The sequence below is a fragment of the Lysinibacillus sp. NPDC096418 genome, from assembly GCF_044762775.1.
Taxonomy (GTDB): Bacteria; Bacillota; Bacilli; order Bacillales_A; family Planococcaceae; genus Lysinibacillus.
Genome location: NZ_JBIWEY010000029.1, coordinates 17,085 through 32,582, shown reverse-complemented (window position 1 = coordinate 32,582; position 15,498 = coordinate 17,085). Strand labels below are relative to the sequence as shown.

21 protein-coding genes, 1 riboswitch and 1 other annotated feature (1 of these 23 cut by a window edge) are annotated in these 15,498 nt (G+C 36.7%); of the genes, 16 read left to right on the top strand and 5 right to left on the bottom strand.

The window, feature by feature from the left end; all coding sequences use genetic code 11:
- Window positions 1–240 (top strand) — a binding site (T-box leader); it begins 7 nt to the left of the window's first position.
- Window positions 241–631: 391 nt separating this feature from the next.
- Both trpE and ACIQZG_RS18215 read left to right on the top strand, forming a co-directional pair.
- Window positions 632–2,014: an anthranilate synthase component I gene (gene trpE / locus ACIQZG_RS18220; protein ID WP_402756888.1), complete on the top strand. Its 1,383-nt coding sequence runs from the start codon at window positions 632–634 to the stop codon at window positions 2,012–2,014.
- A complete protein-coding gene (locus tag ACIQZG_RS18215; protein ID WP_402756887.1) occupies window positions 2,014–2,592 on the top strand; it encodes an anthranilate synthase component II in 579 nt (192 codons plus the stop codon). The genes trpE and ACIQZG_RS18215 overlap by 1 nt, the downstream gene beginning before the upstream one ends.
- Before the next feature lie 41 nt (window positions 2,593–2,633).
- Here the strand turns inward: ACIQZG_RS18215 and ACIQZG_RS18210 are convergent, their stop codons facing one another.
- On the bottom strand, window positions 2,634–3,131 hold the full coding sequence (locus tag ACIQZG_RS18210; protein ID WP_402756886.1) for a hypothetical protein: 498 nt from the start codon (window positions 3,129–3,131) through the stop codon (window positions 2,634–2,636).
- Window positions 3,132–3,133: 2 nt separating this feature from the next.
- Complete coding sequence (locus ACIQZG_RS18205) at window positions 3,134–3,568, bottom strand: hypothetical protein (RefSeq protein WP_402756885.1); 435 nt, start codon at window positions 3,566–3,568, stop codon at window positions 3,134–3,136.
- Between the two features lie 159 nt (window positions 3,569–3,727).
- Between ACIQZG_RS18205 and rpmG the strand changes: the two genes are divergently transcribed.
- The 4 genes from rpmG to ACIQZG_RS18185 all read left to right on the top strand — a co-directional run bounded on the left by rpmG (window position 3,728) and on the right by ACIQZG_RS18185 (window position 6,915).
- Window positions 3,728–3,877: a 50S ribosomal protein L33 gene (rpmG, locus tag ACIQZG_RS18200; RefSeq protein WP_053582877.1), complete on the top strand. Its 150-nt coding sequence runs from the start codon at window positions 3,728–3,730 to the stop codon at window positions 3,875–3,877.
- A 64-nt stretch (window positions 3,878–3,941) separates the two neighbouring features.
- The gene (locus ACIQZG_RS18195; RefSeq protein ID WP_402756884.1) at window positions 3,942–4,535 is read left to right on the top strand and encodes a 5-formyltetrahydrofolate cyclo-ligase; all 594 of its coding nucleotides are present in this window, start codon (window positions 3,942–3,944) and stop codon (window positions 4,533–4,535) included.
- Window positions 4,528–4,734 (top strand): YqgQ family protein, encoded by a 207-nt coding sequence (locus ACIQZG_RS18190; protein ID WP_402756883.1) that lies wholly within the window; start codon window positions 4,528–4,530, stop codon window positions 4,732–4,734. Before ACIQZG_RS18195 ends, ACIQZG_RS18190 begins: the two co-directional genes overlap by 8 nt.
- 285 nt (window positions 4,735–5,019) lie before the next feature.
- The gene (locus tag ACIQZG_RS18185; protein WP_402756882.1) at window positions 5,020–6,915 is read left to right on the top strand and encodes an LTA synthase family protein; all 1,896 of its coding nucleotides are present in this window, start codon (window positions 5,020–5,022) and stop codon (window positions 6,913–6,915) included.
- 107 nt (window positions 6,916–7,022) lie between these two features.
- Here ACIQZG_RS18185 and ACIQZG_RS18180 read toward each other — a convergent pair whose 3' ends face one another.
- Entirely contained in the window at window positions 7,023–7,199 is a 177-nt protein-coding gene (locus ACIQZG_RS18180; RefSeq protein WP_402756881.1) for a DUF2759 domain-containing protein, read from the bottom strand.
- 166 nt (window positions 7,200–7,365) lie between these two features.
- Between ACIQZG_RS18180 and ACIQZG_RS18175 the strand changes: the two genes are divergently transcribed.
- Window positions 7,366–8,010, top strand: coding sequence for an MBL fold metallo-hydrolase (locus tag ACIQZG_RS18175; protein ID WP_402756880.1), 645 nt, complete (start codon window positions 7,366–7,368; stop codon window positions 8,008–8,010).
- A 160-nt stretch (window positions 8,011–8,170) separates the two neighbouring features.
- Here ACIQZG_RS18175 and ACIQZG_RS18170 read toward each other — a convergent pair whose 3' ends face one another.
- A complete protein-coding gene (locus tag ACIQZG_RS18170) occupies window positions 8,171–8,413 on the bottom strand; it encodes a DUF2626 family protein (protein WP_024361272.1) in 243 nt (80 codons plus the stop codon).
- A 117-nt stretch (window positions 8,414–8,530) separates the two neighbouring features.
- Complete coding sequence (locus ACIQZG_RS18165; RefSeq protein WP_402756879.1) at window positions 8,531–9,274, bottom strand: helix-turn-helix transcriptional regulator; 744 nt, start codon at window positions 9,272–9,274, stop codon at window positions 8,531–8,533.
- A gap of 345 nt (window positions 9,275–9,619) precedes the next feature.
- Here ACIQZG_RS18165 and comGA point away from each other — a divergent pair, with 345 nt between their 5' ends.
- The 9 genes from comGA (at window position 9,620) to gcvT (ending at window position 15,498) form a co-directional block, all read left to right on the top strand.
- On the top strand, window positions 9,620–10,633 hold the full coding sequence (gene comGA / locus ACIQZG_RS18160; RefSeq protein WP_402756878.1) for a competence type IV pilus ATPase ComGA: 1,014 nt from the start codon (window positions 9,620–9,622) through the stop codon (window positions 10,631–10,633).
- Window positions 10,611–11,684, top strand: a complete 1,074-nt coding sequence (gene comGB / locus ACIQZG_RS18155) for a competence type IV pilus assembly protein ComGB (protein ID WP_402756877.1) — start codon at window positions 10,611–10,613, stop codon at window positions 11,682–11,684. The genes comGA and comGB overlap by 23 nt, the downstream gene beginning before the upstream one ends.
- 12 nt (window positions 11,685–11,696) lie before the next feature.
- Window positions 11,697–12,053, top strand: coding sequence for a competence type IV pilus major pilin ComGC (comGC, locus tag ACIQZG_RS18150; RefSeq protein ID WP_402756876.1), 357 nt, complete (start codon window positions 11,697–11,699; stop codon window positions 12,051–12,053).
- Window positions 12,050–12,490, top strand: a complete 441-nt coding sequence (gene comGD, locus ACIQZG_RS18145) for a competence type IV pilus minor pilin ComGD (RefSeq protein ID WP_402756875.1) — start codon at window positions 12,050–12,052, stop codon at window positions 12,488–12,490. The genes comGC and comGD overlap by 4 nt, the downstream gene beginning before the upstream one ends.
- Complete coding sequence (locus tag ACIQZG_RS18140; protein WP_402756874.1) at window positions 12,487–12,801, top strand: hypothetical protein; 315 nt, start codon at window positions 12,487–12,489, stop codon at window positions 12,799–12,801. The genes comGD and ACIQZG_RS18140 overlap by 4 nt, the downstream gene beginning before the upstream one ends.
- Window positions 12,798–13,226 carry a competence type IV pilus minor pilin ComGF gene (gene comGF / locus ACIQZG_RS18135; RefSeq protein ID WP_402756873.1) on the top strand — a complete coding sequence of 143 codons (429 nt, stop codon included), beginning with the start codon at window positions 12,798–12,800 and terminating at the stop codon, window positions 13,224–13,226. The genes ACIQZG_RS18140 and comGF overlap by 4 nt, the downstream gene beginning before the upstream one ends.
- The gene (locus ACIQZG_RS18130) at window positions 13,204–13,404 is read left to right on the top strand and encodes a hypothetical protein (RefSeq protein WP_402756872.1); all 201 of its coding nucleotides are present in this window, start codon (window positions 13,204–13,206) and stop codon (window positions 13,402–13,404) included. Before comGF ends, ACIQZG_RS18130 begins: the two co-directional genes overlap by 23 nt.
- A 19-nt stretch (window positions 13,405–13,423) precedes the next feature.
- Window positions 13,424–13,939 carry a shikimate kinase gene (locus ACIQZG_RS18125; protein WP_402756871.1) on the top strand — a complete coding sequence of 172 codons (516 nt, stop codon included), beginning with the start codon at window positions 13,424–13,426 and terminating at the stop codon, window positions 13,937–13,939.
- A gap of 150 nt (window positions 13,940–14,089) precedes the next feature.
- Window positions 14,090–14,182, top strand: a riboswitch (glycine riboswitch).
- Between the two features lie 212 nt (window positions 14,183–14,394).
- A complete protein-coding gene (gcvT, locus tag ACIQZG_RS18120) occupies window positions 14,395–15,498 on the top strand; it encodes a glycine cleavage system aminomethyltransferase GcvT (RefSeq protein ID WP_402756870.1) in 1,104 nt (367 codons plus the stop codon).

Genomic DNA, 15,498 nt, shown 5'->3' with positions numbered 1-15,498 from the left:
CGTTGATGAAGAGTAGTAGCTATTTGGTTTTGTTATAGAGAACTAGCGGTTGGTGGAAGCTAGTACAAAGCAAGTAGTGAATGGACTTCGGAGCTCTAACCTTGAACCTAATAATAATTACGATAACGGCGTTAGGTAATTAAAGAGTAGGGGTTAGCGGTAAGCCCACGTTATAGGGCACAGTTGAGTGGGTCTTTTATAGACCAATGAAGGTGGCACCACGGCTTTTCCGTCCTTTTGTGATGGAAAGGCCTTTTTGTATTCATTCAGTAGGTGTACAAATGCCAACTGTATAGTGGAACTCAGGCTAAGAACGCCGCGTCCTACAGCGACGCCTGAGTATCCAAAATCCTATTGGCCCAAAGCCTCCGGCGGATGTCACAGATTTTGAATGGAACTAAAAGGGATGATAACCTAAGTCCGTCGCGTCCATGCGACAACGGTTAACTGACCTGCGTCAAGCCCGATTCAAAATCTGGGCGCATTGTTTATCTGCGCGAAAGCAAAGTGATGACGAAGCGTCAACGGCATATTTTTTATACCGAAAGCGTATTGGTAGGTACAATTACGCCGAGGTGTTATTGAAATGTATTTTTTAGTGTAGCAGAGCAGAGTGAAGGAGAGAAAGAGTATGACAGTTGAGCTTAGAAAATTTGCCATGAAGGCATTGCAAGGGGATATGATGACGCCAATTTCAGTCTATCAATCACTTGTAGGAAAACATAAAATGCTATTTGAATCATCTGCGAAGCATGAGGAAAGTGGGCGTTATTCATTTATCGCTGTGAATCCGATTGCAGAACTAGTCGGGGATAAGGATGGCTATACATTCACTAAAGATGACGATGTGGAGAAATCGAATGGCGATGTGCTCGCAAAGTTAAAGCAAGTGATGCCATTTCACGAGGTGGATTATCCATTTGCTTTCTTCGGTGGAGCAATTGGCTTCTTTGGATACGAAACAGCGTTTTATGCAGAGAAAATCGGAGAATATTTGCAAGATGATTTAGTAATGCCAGATGTTCATGTGTTTTTCTATGATACGTTTATCGTATTCGATCATTTAATGCAGGAAATTACGTTAGCTGCGATTGATTTATTTAGTGAAGGACGTTCCCTTGAAGAAATGGATGCTGTAATTGCTGATATGGAGACGCAGTTACATGCAGGTACAACTTTTGGGACAATGTATTTGGGAGAATTAGATTTTCGTCCGATGATTCCAAAAGAGGAATTTGTAGCGATGGTAGAACGTGCGAAAGCGCATATTGTGAAAGGAGATATTTTTCAAATTGTCTTATCACAAAGATTTTCATCACCATTTTCGGGTAATCCATTTGCCTTGTACCGTCAACTAAGAACGTCGAATCCATCACCTTATATGTTTTATATGGATTACGGAGCATATACGATTTTAGGGACATCGCCGGAAAGTTTAGTGAAGGTAAAAGACCGCCAAGTGACGACTAATCCGATTGCTGGTACGAAGCCACGTGGGAAGACACCAGAGCTAGATAGAACAATCGCAGAAGACCTGCTTAATGATGAAAAGGAAATTGCAGAGCATCGTATGCTTGTAGATCTTGGTCGCAATGATATTGGTCGTATTTCTAAGGTAGGTACGGTAAAGCTATTAAAATATATGAATATCGAACGTTATAAGCATGTCATGCATATCGTATCGGAAGTTACTGGGGATTTGCGCGATAATGTGCATGTGTTAGATGTACTTAGTGCATGTTTACCAGCTGGTACTGTTTCTGGTGCTCCGAAAATTCGTGCCATGCAGCTTATCAATGAGATGGAACCTGTGAAACGTGGTGTTTATGCGGGAGCGGTTGGTTATATTTCTTCTACAGGTGATATGGATTTAGCACTTGCTATTCGTACAATGATCGTCAAAGATGGTCGTGCTCATGTCCAGGCAGGTGCAGGTGTTGTGTATGATTCTGTACCAGTATCTGAATACGAGGAAACATTAAATAAAGCCCGTGCGCTACTGGAGGTAAAATAATGATTTTATTAATTGATAATTATGATTCATTCACATATAACTTATATCAGCAAGTGTGTATGCTTGGTAAGGATGTAAAAGTCGTACGTAACGATGAATTGACGATTGCAGAGATTGAGGCATTGCAGCCAGAGGCAGTTATTTTATCACCAGGGCCGGGAAATCCAGATGAAGCGGGTATCACAGTAGAGGTTGTGAAAGAACTTTATACAAAGTTTCCGATTTTGGGCATTTGCCTTGGTCATCAGTCGATTGGGCAAGCATTTGGCGGCAATATTATTCAGGCAAGAAATATAATGCACGGTAAACTTTCAAAATTAAATTATGAACGTATAGGTCTGTTTGCGCGATTTGAAAATGAAGTAGAAGTAATGCGCTATCATTCGCTCATTATTGAACCGAGCACATTACATGAAGATTTTATCGTAACAGCTACTTCAAGTGATGACGGTGAAATAATGGCAATTCAACATAAACACTATCCAGTAGTTGGTCTTCAATTTCATCCTGAATCTATCGGTACAAAAGAGGGTAGTCAAATGGTGTTAGCGTTTATTGAACAATTTCAAACTGCCTAAACAAAATCCCCTAACTGTGAAAAGTTAGGGGATTAATTATATTATTTTTTTCCTGTAATAAGCTTTGCAATTTCTTCATTAGACATGGAAGAATTTACTTCATATGCGCCAATTTGAAGACTACGTGAGTATTTAGCGTTGGCAAGCAATAGTTCCATCTCCACACTATTTGAAATAATGCCACCGTCTTCAAGTTTTTGAGCTACGATATAAGGCGTGACACCACTATAAATTTGAAGTGTCATAGTTTTAGTATCTGCCGATTTAGCCGTTTCTTTTGTTTGTTCTTGAACGTCAGCTTTTTCGTCAATTGGTGCTTTATCAGCAGGTGCTGACTCTGGTACAGACTTTTCTAGTTTTAATGAAGCAATTTCCTGATTTGCAGCATCTAGCTTTTTTTGTAATTGCGTAATTTCTTTATCTGAAGATGACGCCACTGTTGATAAGCCGATGTTGAGTTCGAATCTGTCTGCCAGTGCAAGGATCGCACCTACTAAGAAAATTGCGATGCCAAATGCTCGAATAGAAGAGTTGTTCATCGTTAACGCCCTCCACTAGCAATGACTTCTCTAACTTGTTCTTCTGTTAAGTTAGAGCGTAAGCTAATATCAGAAATTGATAATCCTTGTTTATTTAGCTCAAGTACTTGACTAACGATAATTTGGTGAATCGGTTTGGCGTTATTTGTCGTTTTTACAGGTTTAATAGTTGATTGGCCTGTAGCTTGTTGAACTGCTTGCATGACTTGTTGAACTTTTTGATTTTGAACCTTTGGTGATTTTACTTGAAATTCTGGCTCTAGTAATAGCTCCTCTTCAACTACCTTTAGACGACGCTTTAAATTATTTGTTTCTTGGAAAATAGAGATGGATAGCTCTTCGACATCTTGCTCAATTTTTTTCGTTGTACTTTTCATAAAGAATGAAAAGAGTATTAGAATGATACCTAAGATCATAAGTATGATGGATAAATCCATTTTATTCACCTCATTAGAATATGTAATTACCCGTAATTTTAACACATGCAAACTTAATATGAAATGTAGGTAGCTTTTTTTTCGATTTATGTTATAATGGTTAAGTCGTATAAATCATGCTCAAATTTTTATTCTTGATATAGAGTGGGAGGGTTAATGATGCGCGTAAACATTACTTTAGCTTGCACAGATTGCGGCGAACGTAACTACATTTCTAAAAAGAACAAGCGTAACAATCCAGAGCGTCTTGAACTGAAAAAATATTGCTCTCGTGAGAAGAAATACACTACTCACCGTGAAACAAAGTAATCGCTCATTTAGCCAAAACCACGTGTGGTTTTGGCTTTTTACTTTCTAAATGGAGGCACGTCGTATGCAAAAAACAAATCTTCGTAACGAGGTGCGAGAGTCACTCGCTAACATGACAGCTACTATATACCGTGACCAATCTTTTGCAGTGGCAAAAAAAGTGTTGCAAGAAACTTCTATTAAAGAAGCGAAAATCATTGGACTGACGATTTCCAACCAACCAGAAGTAGATACGGTTCATTTAATTGAAGCATTATGGCAACTTGGAAAAACAGTTGCAGTACCGAAGTGTGATCCTAAGACACGTCAAATGGCGTTTTATGCAATTGACTCTTTTGCGCAGCTAGAAACGGTCTATATGCATTTGCGTGAGCCAATTATTAATAGTTGTGAATTTGTTGACGCAAGTGAGATAGATGTGATGCTCGTTCCAGGAGTTGTTTTTGACAAACGTGGTTACCGAATAGGATATGGCGGTGGATATTATGATCGCTATATATTAAAATATAGCGGTAAGCTTCTATCACTTATTTTTGATGAGCAATTACGCGAAGAAGTGCCTACAGAAGCGCATGATTGTCCGGTGGACGTCCTACTCACACCGACGAAGCGTATCGATTGCTTGGCGCAAAGAGGGGAGTATTTAATAAATGGATAAGATGATGGATATTTACGATTTATTGAAAACGTATGGAACATATATATATACTTTGGATCGTTTCGGTGATTTAGCTTTAATGGAAGATGAAATTCGTGAATTATATAAAGCGAATGTTCTTGATATTAAAGATTACCAAATGGCGCTATTAATTCTTCGACAAGAAGCGACAAGATTGCAAGTTGAACAGAATAAATAAATTGTCTCTTAACTATAAATAAAGAGTATATGTATGAAGTTAGCGTTATTTGAATATCATAAAAACAGTGGTTTCCCACTGTTTTTATATTTTTTATGAAACCTTTTTTTGAAAGAAACGTATATATTAAAGAAATGTACTAACAAGCATATTGGTAAATAATGAAACATAAAATATATCTATTGCGTATCTTTAAAAAATGATTTAAGATATATTTTGTTTCTATTAAGTAGTTTGTTGTTAGTGTGGAAATTTACTCAAAAGAAATAGGAGAGGATGTTAGGAATGAAGTCAATTAAGTGGCCTAAACATTCATTTATGATACTAGCAATTGTAGCGACTTGGATAAAAACGGTCATTGTATATCATACAAGTTTTGACATGAAATTAGAGAATGCTATGCAGCATTTTATTCTTTTTATAAACCCTCTAAGCTTCTTATTGTTTGTGTATGGTTTATCATTATTCTTTAAATCACCGAAAGTAAGAAATAGATATATAATTTCTATTAGTGTGATTTTGTCAATCGTTTTATATGGTAATGTTGCTTTCTATCGTTTCTATGACGACTTTATTACATTACCGGTATTATTCCAAACAAGTAACTTTGGTGATTTAGGATCATCAGCTGCATCAATTATTAACGTTTGGGATTTATTATATTTTGCTGATGTGGTTATTTTAGTAATCGCTAATAAATATTTACCAATCATGAAGCAAGCGATAAAAGTCAATGTACAATTCCGTCGTGCGTTCTTTGTATTAGCTGTAGCTGTTTCATTCTTAAACTTAGGTTTAGCAGAGACAGAACGACCACAATTATTAACTCGTAGTTTTGACCGTGAATTACTAGTAAAAAATATTGGTACGTATAACTACCATTTATATGATATTTATATTCAATCAAAATCTTCTGCACAACGCGCATTAGCCGATGGCAGTGAATTAGTAGAAGTGAATAACTATATTCGTTCGAACCAAGCTGCTGTGAACGAAGATTTATTTGGGAAGTATAAAGACCGCAACGTAATTGCTGTGTCTTTAGAGTCTTTACAAAACTTTGTCATTAACAATCAAATGGACGGACATGACATTACACCGTTCTTAAACTCATTAACAAAAGACCCAGATACGTATTACTTCAGTAATTTCTATCACCAAACAGGTCTTGGAAAAACATCTGACTCAGAGTTTATCGTAGAAAACTCATTATTCGGTCTTGGCCGAGGTGCAGTATTCTTCACACATGGTGGGAACACATACAACTCAATGGCTGAACGACTTGGTGAGAATGGTTACTTTACAAATGTCATGCACCCGAACAATAAATCGTTCTGGAACCGTGACGTAATGTATCAATCATTAAAAATTGATAAGTTTTATGATGTAGATTCTTATGAAATTGAAGAAGGGCAAGCTGTAAACTGGGGAATGAAAGATACTCCATTCTTTGAGCAATCAGCAGCGCACATGGCAAAAATGCCACAGCCATTCTATTCACGTTTAATTTCTTTAACGAACCATTATCCATTCACTTTAGATGAAGACGACAAAATGATTCCTGAATACACATCAAACTCAGGTACATTAAATCGTTATTTCCAAACAGTTCGTTATATGGATGAATCTGTGAAGAATTTCTTCCAAGCGTTAAAAGACCAAGGTGTCTATGAAAATTCTATTATCGTAATGTACGGTGACCACTATGGTATTTCTGAAAACCATAATAAAGCTATGGCGCAGTACTTAGGAAAAGAAGAGATTACACCTTATGATAATGCAATGTTACAAGAAGTACCTTTATTCATCCATATTCCTGGCTCTGGTGAAGGTAAAGAAATGACAGAAGTATCTGGTCAAGTGGATATTCGTCCAACAGTTTTACATTTACTAGGTATTGAAACATCAAAAGATATGCAATTAGGTGCAGATTTATTCTCTCCTGAGCATGAAGACTTCGTAATCTTCCGTGACGGACGCTTCGTTACTGATAAATATGTTTATGCTGGTGAAGCTTGCTACGATAAAGCAACTGGTGAACAAATTGATGGCGAGCCATGTAAGCAGTATGCAGACCGTGCAACAATGGAATTAGAAAACTCTGATGCCATCATTAATGGTGACTTACTGCGATTCTATGATGAGAAGACTGGTAACTTAAAGCAAGATGCAGTGAAATAATAAAAAAAGGGGTATCTCAAATTTATGAGGTACCCCTTTATTAATGTTATTTGGAGACAGAAAAAGAGCAATCTCATTACTGAGATTGCTCTTTTTCTGTCTAAATCTTAGTGAGTCACTGGGTATCCACTGTTAATAACTGTCATGATCGTGAACCAACCAAATACAGCAGCACTTAATAAGTTGAAAACAACGCTTAAAAGGTTCTTTTCTTTAATTGCTTGGAATGTACCAACGACAGCTAAGATCGCTACTAGACCAAAAATAACCATTAATAAGTTCATTAAAAAGACACTCCTTTCGACATCAGAAAATGAATGTCGTAAACAATATTCCTACTTTATTGTAAACGTTCTCCAACTGTTTGTCGAGGACAAAAATGGATGAAACTATGAACTTTTATCGTCAAATTGTGGCAATGAATGTATAATAGGTAATTGAGGTGATTAGATGATGAATGTACGAAGCTACTCACTTGGTCCAGTTCAAACGAATTGTTATATCGTATCGAATAAAGAGAAAGAATGTTTGATATTTGATCCAGGTGAAGAAGCAGGACGTATTATTAAGGCGGTAAGAAGTAATGGACTTAAGCCCTTAGCAATTTTTTTAACGCATGCACATTTCGACCATATTGGTGCGGTTGATGCTGTGAGAGAGGCGTTTGACATTCCAGTATGGATTCACGAAAAAGAAGTATCTTGGCTAGGAGATCCATCAAAGAATGGGTCTAGTAAATACGCAGCGCTACCAGATTATGTTGTAGCAAAACCAGCCGAAGAAAATATTATTAAAGCTGAGCAAGTATTTGAAATCAGTAATTTTGTTTTTAAGGCAATTTTCACACCAGGACATTCTCCTGGAAGTATTTCTTATATTTTTGAAGCAGATGGTTTCGCAATTGTCGGAGATACATTATTCGAGCAGGGAGTTGGGCGTACAGACTTACTTGGTGGCTCGACAAAAGTATTGTTAGCTTCGATTCACGATAAGTTGTTAACGCTACCTGAGGATACAATTGTTTACCCAGGTCACGGCAATTACACGACAATTGGCGCGGAGATGGAAACAAACCCATTTTTAAATGGATTTTAAAGCTCTTGGATACTATTGAAGTAAATTAATAAAAGAACTTTTTACTATGGAATTGGATTCTAGTATAGGGCTGTTGACGATTAAGGGCATAGCAAAGTTAAAATCAATGCATAGAAAAAAGCGTGTCTCAAATACTTTTGAGACACGCTTTAATTGTGTATTAATGACCTCCGCCAGGTACGTGAATGAATGTTGTATAGTACGTGAAGCCTGCGAAGAATACCGTTAAATACGCTCCGAAAATGTACATGTACATACGTTCTGAAAGGTTTAAGAAGCCTAATAATAAGAATAAACCTGTATTACCTACGAATAATAGCGATACCTCGTTCATACCACCAAGGTAGAACATAACTGCAAATATACCTGTCCAGAATGCCATAACTTTATACATATTATCCATGAAGATTTCCCCTCCTTCTGCCCACGACACAATAATCTCCTATTCATTATAAATGATATGAAAGGTATCTGTAAACTGGAACTTCTGCTTCTTTGTGACAAACAAATGGAAATTTGATTAACTTTCGTTTTCTGTCACGTTAATTTCATATTTACATAAATCACAATCATGGACCATGCTTGAAATTTGCACAAATTCATTATTCGAGAACAGTGCATCTAATTGTCCTTTTAGGTAGGACTCGTGTAAAGTACACACAATTTCAGAATGTGCGTTTAATTGCGCTTGGAAGGGACAGTTGAAAATTGAGAATATAACTTTCTTGCCCTGTGCAGTTTGATGCACTTGAGGAATATACCCTATTAAGGCTGCATTTTCAGTTAAGAGTTGAAGCTTTTGTTCAAAGCTAATTAAACTATTTAATTTTAATTCGGCAGTTAAATAACCTTTCATTTGTTGGTAGCCATCTTGGTAACTAATACCTTGGCATTTCACAATGGCAGTAGGGCCAAATTCTTGAATAAGTTGGATTGTCCATTTTAGTAAGCGGTCTTCATCGCGTCTTGGAAAGCTAAGTGATACACCTTTGTCTACGGCTTTATAAACACGACCTGGTCTACCACCTTTACCAGTTTTGGCAAAATCAGAAGAAATAATATTAATTTCTGTCAATTTCGTCAAATGTAAGCGTGCGACGTTTGGATGAATGCCAAATTCATCTGCTATATTTTGAACTGTCACAGTTTTTTTCTCTTTAAGAATGTATTCATAGATAGTGTAACGAGTTTCATCAGCTAATGTACTCGTAATTTTTAATGGATGGATCATACGCTTCACCTCAATCTCTTTTTTTAAAAACATCTAGGCTCTACTTCAAATAATACTTCTATAAACTATAAGTGCAGATTACGGTAAGAGCCCATATTTTAATGGAAAAATATAATGATAATTCTATTATATTGTATTATTGAACAAGTTACAGTTGTTTTCAACGAAAATGTTGCAATTTTTCTAGATAATGCTCATTTTTCAACATTGAATTTAGCAGATATCCACATTATAGCTTTAAAATCCATATTTGGTAGGTAAATTTTCTAGTAAATATTTATTTTGTGAAAAGGTCTTTTCTCATTTTAAGTTTCTCACTATACTATGGATAACGAATAGGGCGGTCATATTCGAACGAACCTGAAAAGAGGTGCATCAATGCAAAACTTTGAATCAGTTGTCGAGCAGAAATGCGAACAACTACTTTTAAAGGCCTATCATTTCGGTGCTTCTGATTTATTGTTAGTTCCTGAAGATGGGATGTATTTAATCTATTTTCGAAAGTACGACAAGTTACTACAAGCTGGTGAACTCCCCTATGATTTAGCAGAAAGGGTAATCTCTTATTATAAATTTTTATCTGCATTAGATATTAGTGAACGCAGAAAACCACAGAGCGGGTCTTTTCAAAAAACACTTGATCAAGAGCGATTCGCTTTCCGTGTTTCCACATTGCCTTCCGCATATTTAAAAGAAAGCTTAATTATTAGGCTTCTTCTACAAAATCATACTTTCCCACTTACTTCCTTAAGTTATTCAAAACAATCAGCAGAAAAACTACTAGAACTTGTTGAGCGAAAACAAGGTATTTTTCTATTTAGTGGTGCGACTGGCTCTGGTAAGACAACCTCTTTATATTCTCTTATTCATCATTGCTCTACAAATTTACATCGTCATGTTATTTCTTTAGAAGATCCAGTTGAAAATACGCAAGCACATGTACTTCAAATACAAGTTAATGAGCGAGCGGGTGTTACCTATTCCACGGGATTGAGGGCTATATTACGGCATTCGCCAGATGTCATCATGATCGGAGAAATCAGAGATAAAGAAACGGCGAAAATTGCGATTGAGGCTGCGTTAACGGGTCATTTGGTGTTATCAACCGTGCATGCAAAAGATTCAGTTAATGCTCTGTACCGTTTGGTGGATTTAGGTATATCGATTGAAGAACTTAGACAAACAGTAGTCGGAATTGCTGGTCAAGTGTTGATCCAAACCAATCAAGATGAGCGCCGTGCACTATATGAAATACTGAGTGATGATTATCTAAGCGATGCGATTGCGTCGGTTATGTGTAAAGAGCCTTATATATTACCTAAAAAGCTCACTATTATAGGACAAAAAGAACAAATAGAGGTACGGTCAGATGAACGTAAACTCGCTTACTGATAAATTAAAAAACTATTATATTAATAGCACAAAGCGAAAAGTTAAAGAAGAAGCGGAGTTTTTTAGCCGTCTGAGTACGCTTATGCATGAAGGCTATCTATTTGCTGATTCAATCTCAATATTATTACCGCATCATGTAGAAGCTTATGAAGATGTACAACGATTAGTCGATGACAAGCTTCGACAAGGGGCTGGTGTGACGGGCGTACTTGAAACATTGCAGTTATCAAGTCCTTATTTAGTAGCGATTACAATTGCAGAAAAGAATGGTCATATGATTGAAGCACTTCAAGGTGTAGCAAAGCAGATGGCTCAAGCAGAAATAACTAAAAAGAAATTGCAAAAATTACTTGTCTATCCAGTGGCACTTCTTGTATTTTTACTTTTGCTATTTTTATTATTTAGGACATTTTTCTTGCCGAATATTGAAGAGATGGTAATTAGCCGCGGCTCTGGAAGTGAGGAATCAAGTTTAGCGCTATCAAATGTACTATTACATGTTCCAGATGCACTTGTCATGACGGGAATCGTGACGGCCGGCATATTCGTTTTCTTTAATTTTTTTGTCAAAAAAAGGCATGTAGCAAAGCAATTAGCTATTTTCTTAAAAATACCGCTACTTCGTAGGTATATAAAATTATCAATGACCAAAGATTTTGCAAGGCATTTAGGAAGTCTATTACAAAGCGGTTTTTCATTACAAGCAAGCTTACAAATATTAGAGGAACAACAATTACAGCCGTTTGTGCAGTATTTTTCAACTCTCGTTAAGGAGAGGGTTATTTACGGAGACACTTTAGCGCAAGCGACAACATGGATGTCCGTTTGGCAAAAAGATTTCCCTATCTTTGTCGAACATGGTGAGAGAAGTGGCTATTTAGGTAAAGAGCTCATGTTGTACAGCGAGCTATTAGAAGAAAAACAAGAGCAATTTTTGCAAAAAATGATTGCACTTGTTCAACCAACGTTTTTTATCATAATTGCATTATGTATCGTAGCTGCGTACTTAAGTTTGCTTTTGCCGATTTATAACATGATTGATTTAGTATAAGGGAGCGGAAACATGAAGAGAATAAAACAAGAAAAGGGTTTTACATTAATTGAAATGTTAATAGTCTTACTTATTATTTCAATACTAATCTTAATTACGATTCCTAATATATCTAAACACTTTGCGACCATTGATAAGAAGGGGTGCGATGCTTATGTGTCTATGGTACAAGGCCAGGTAGAAGCGTATCGCGTAGACTTAATGACTTATCCAACGCTACAAGATTTAGTGGACAAAGGGTATCTAAAAGAAAATGAAACGACATGTCCGAACAAAGAAGAAATTGAGATTACAAACGAAGGAGAAGTAAAATTAGTGAATCCTCCTCAGCCAGTATCAGCGGCAAGGACAGGTGATCGTTACGGATGAAACGAATAAAAAATGAACAAGGCTTTACACTAATAGAAATGTTACTCGTGCTATTTATCGTTATGTGTTTAACGGGTATTGTAACGAAAATCTCAATGAAAGTCGCTGAGGCGAAAGAAATTGAGAGATTCTTTACACAACTACAATTAGATATTCAATATATACAGATGTATACGATGCAGCAGCGGGCATATGTCTCGATGAAATTTGAAGCACCAACTAATCGCTATATCGTAAAAAAAGACATGTATACGATAGATTATGAAAGACCTTTCCCTAAAAAAGTAGAATTTCTGTCTGGGAGAAGTACATTTGTCACAATTATGTACAATGAAAAAGGCAATGTGAGTAGGGCAGGGACACTTTACTTCGAAACTCCCGATGGTATAAAGAAAGTTATTATTACTTTAGGGGTAGGACGGGTGCGTGTAGAATGAATGAAAATGGATATTCCCTTGTTGAAACGATTTTAGCTGTCGTCATTATTATGTTGATCTGTGGCACTCTATTACCTATTAGCTATACGATGAAGACAAATTTATATCATAAAAAGCTTGAAGTATTTGCTGCAGAAACGGCATATGAGGGATTGAAAATGAGTAACTATCAAGGTATAAGTGAAGGTGCGAAAATGATTGAGGGGGTTTCTTTTAATTGGGTTTTTGATGGGCAACAAATTTGTGTCTCTTATCAAAATTCTAAGGAAAGTCGTACAACGTGTATTAATGCTACGGGTAAAGTACTATGAATGAGAAGGGCTATACGCTATTAGAGGCATTGTTTCAGTTAGTTGTTTTTGTGATATTTTCGCATATTTTCATCCTCATTATGCTATGGTTTACAGAGATGAAGTCTACGGTATTAGTTAACGAACATACGAAGTGGGAACTTTTCGTTTACGATATGAACATGTATTTTGTCGATGTCACATCATTTGAGGTCAATGAAACAAATTCGAAAATTACTTTTCGGACGCCAGAAGGTTTGTATTCAATGGAACAATACCAAAATATTATTAGAAAACAAGTAGCGAATCTTGGGCATGAGCCTTTGTTAATCGGGATAAAAAGTGGTCGATTTTACTATGAAAACGGAGAACTTAAAATTGCTGTCGAATTTTTGAATGGCATCTCAAAGGAGCGGACCTATTATGTTCCGATTATGGAAAAATGAATTAGGGGCTATTTTTCCGCTCGCAATTGCTTTATTATTTTTTGTAACTACTTTTGTCCTGACGTATTGTATGTCATATGACATACAGTTTCGAACTTATGATGCGCTTGAAACTGTCAATGTTCGTGCTACAGTAAATTTATTAGGACAAATTATGTCTGACAGTGTAGAATCGTAGTTATAAGAAGGTGATTCGAATGCGAAAAATATATTTAGTTGGTTTTATGGGATGTGGAAAAAGTGCTCTTGGGAGGCGCTTGAGCTACTTATTGAAGCTTCCTTACTATGATATGGATCATGAAATTGTAAGACAACAGGGAATGACAATTCCGGAGATTTTCGAAAAATACGGAGAAACGCGTTTTCGAGAAATTGAAACGGAGTTTTTAGAAAACTTTCGAGATGAAGCTTGTATTATCTCCACAGGTGGTGGAGTAGCAATTAAAGAAGAGAATCGGAAAATTATGAGACGTAGTGGACTTGTTTTCTTTTTAGATGCATCATTCGCTGATATTTACAAACGAATTCAACATGATCTTAATCGGCCGATTGTTCAAAGTTCGACAAAAGAAGAATTAGAAGAGCTGTATCATTACAGAAGAAAGTTTTATCGTGAGGCAGGACATATACAAGTACTGACAGAAGGTAGAACAATCCGACAAATTCTAGAGTATTTAGTATTCCAAGTAAAAAGACTTAAAGGCGAACAATGATATCTGTATATCTAAATAACGTTCGTGTATAGAGAAGGTTTAAAAAAAGATTGCCTTTTCATTATGTTCAATGTTAGGATATAGACTAATAAGGACGTTTCACTTTGAGTACATTGAATACTAAATAGAACCAAGATTTTTCTTGGGCGGATGATTGTGCGGGGAGAGCGCGTGTAGACGCCACCGAAGGAGCAAGTAGCGAAGGGCTATGAATCTCTCAGGTAAAAGGACTCGTACAAGACGCAACTCTGGAGAGTGCTGTGTTACAACAGCCACCAAAGGGGAAAGCCTGCTTATTGGCATATGGATTAACATGTGCGAGTGAGTGCGGTGTAACTTTCAGGTGCAAGGACAGAGAATCCTCAAAAGGGGTTCGTCTGTCTTTTTTTATGCCTAAATACAGACGAACCGCTAAAAGTTGAAATGAAATCCAAAAAATTTAGGGGGAAATAATGATGACGAATGAATTAAAACGTACACCTCTATTCAATGAATACGCAAAATACGGTGGCAAGACGATTGATTTCGGTGGTTGGGAATTACCTGTTCAATTCTCTTCGATTAAAGAAGAGCACGACGCGGTTCGTAACCGTGCTGGATTATTTGATGTATCACATATGGGTGAAATATTCGTAACAGGTCCTGAGGCACTTGAATTCCTTCAAAATTTACTGTCGAATGACATTTCGAAAATTGCCATAGGTCAAGCGCAATATAATGCGATGTGTTACGAAGATGGTGGCGTTGTGGATGATTTATTAACGTATAAATTAGCTGATAATCACTATCTACTATGTGTCAATGCAGCAAATATTGAGAAGGATTATGATTGGATGATGGAAAATCAAAATCAATTTGATGTGACAATTGATAACCAATCAGATGCATACGCTCAAATTGCATTGCAAGGTCCTCTTGCAGAAGAAGTTTTACAATCTTTAACAGCAACTGATTTAAGTGCTATTAAATATTTCCGCTTCCAAGAGGGTGTAGAAATTGCAGGATACAAAGCATTAGTATCTCGTAGTGGCTATACAGGTGAAGATGGTTTTGAACTTTACGGAGCACCTTCTGATATCAAAGCACTTTGGGGCGAAATTTTAGAAGCAGGTAAAGACAAAGGCGTTGTAGCAGCAGGTCTTGGTTGCCGCGATACACTTCGCTTTGAGGCGGGTCTGCCACTTTATGGTCAAGAGTTATCGGCAACAATCTCACCTCTTGAAGCCGGTATTGGTTTTGCAGTGAAGTTAAATAAAGATGATTTCTTAGGTCACGATGCACTTGTGGCTCAAAAAGAAAATGGACTATCTCGTAAGCTAATCGGTATTGAAATGATTGATAAAGGGATTCCACGACACGGTTATAAAGTGTTGAAAGATGGCCAGGTGATTGGTGAAGTCACAACAGGAACACAGTTACCTTCGACAAAACGTAACGTCGGTAATGCCTTAATTGACAGTCAATTCGCAACTGTTGGAACAGAACTAGAAATTGAGATTCGTGGAAAGCACTTAAAAGTAGTAACAGTAGCAACACCGTTTTATAAACGTTCAAAATAA

What these genes read in the sequence shown, in the direction of transcription:
- ACIQZG_RS18170 (WP_024361272.1), bottom strand. Translation starts at nt 8,413, where the DNA reads ATGGATAATATGTATAAAGTTATGGCATTCTGGACAGGTATATTTGCA.
- comGA (WP_402756878.1), top strand. Translation starts at nt 9,620, where the DNA reads ATGCAAAACTTTGAATCAGTTGTCGAGCAGAAATGCGAACAACTACTT.
- comGB (WP_402756877.1), top strand. Translation starts at nt 10,611, where the DNA reads ATGAACGTAAACTCGCTTACTGATAAATTAAAAAACTATTATATTAAT.
- ACIQZG_RS18125 (WP_402756871.1), top strand. Translation starts at nt 13,424, where the DNA reads ATGCGAAAAATATATTTAGTTGGTTTTATGGGATGTGGAAAAAGTGCT.
- ACIQZG_RS18185 (WP_402756882.1), top strand. Translation starts at nt 5,020, where the DNA reads ATGAAGTCAATTAAGTGGCCTAAACATTCATTTATGATACTAGCAATT.
- rpmG (WP_053582877.1), top strand. Translation starts at nt 3,728, where the DNA reads ATGCGCGTAAACATTACTTTAGCTTGCACAGATTGCGGCGAACGTAAC.
- ACIQZG_RS18195 (WP_402756884.1), top strand. Translation starts at nt 3,942, where the DNA reads ATGCAAAAAACAAATCTTCGTAACGAGGTGCGAGAGTCACTCGCTAAC.
- ACIQZG_RS18130 (WP_402756872.1), top strand. Translation starts at nt 13,204, where the DNA reads ATGTTCCGATTATGGAAAAATGAATTAGGGGCTATTTTTCCGCTCGCA.
- gcvT (WP_402756870.1), top strand. Translation starts at nt 14,395, where the DNA reads ATGACGAATGAATTAAAACGTACACCTCTATTCAATGAATACGCAAAA.
- ACIQZG_RS18175 (WP_402756880.1), top strand. Translation starts at nt 7,366, where the DNA reads ATGATGAATGTACGAAGCTACTCACTTGGTCCAGTTCAAACGAATTGT.
- ACIQZG_RS18205 (WP_402756885.1), bottom strand. Translation starts at nt 3,568, where the DNA reads ATGGATTTATCCATCATACTTATGATCTTAGGTATCATTCTAATACTC.
- comGF (WP_402756873.1), top strand. Translation starts at nt 12,798, where the DNA reads ATGAATGAGAAGGGCTATACGCTATTAGAGGCATTGTTTCAGTTAGTT.
- comGC (WP_402756876.1), top strand. Translation starts at nt 11,697, where the DNA reads ATGAAGAGAATAAAACAAGAAAAGGGTTTTACATTAATTGAAATGTTA.
- comGD (WP_402756875.1), top strand. Translation starts at nt 12,050, where the DNA reads ATGAAACGAATAAAAAATGAACAAGGCTTTACACTAATAGAAATGTTA.
- ACIQZG_RS18215 (WP_402756887.1), top strand. Translation starts at nt 2,014, where the DNA reads ATGATTTTATTAATTGATAATTATGATTCATTCACATATAACTTATAT.
- ACIQZG_RS18140 (WP_402756874.1), top strand. Translation starts at nt 12,487, where the DNA reads ATGAATGAAAATGGATATTCCCTTGTTGAAACGATTTTAGCTGTCGTC.
- ACIQZG_RS18190 (WP_402756883.1), top strand. Translation starts at nt 4,528, where the DNA reads ATGGATAAGATGATGGATATTTACGATTTATTGAAAACGTATGGAACA.
- ACIQZG_RS18210 (WP_402756886.1), bottom strand. Translation starts at nt 3,131, where the DNA reads ATGAACAACTCTTCTATTCGAGCATTTGGCATCGCAATTTTCTTAGTA.
- ACIQZG_RS18165 (WP_402756879.1), bottom strand. Translation starts at nt 9,274, where the DNA reads ATGTTTTTAAAAAAAGAGATTGAGGTGAAGCGTATGATCCATCCATTA.
- trpE (WP_402756888.1), top strand. Translation starts at nt 632, where the DNA reads ATGACAGTTGAGCTTAGAAAATTTGCCATGAAGGCATTGCAAGGGGAT.
- ACIQZG_RS18180 (WP_402756881.1), bottom strand. Translation starts at nt 7,199, where the DNA reads ATGAACTTATTAATGGTTATTTTTGGTCTAGTAGCGATCTTAGCTGTC.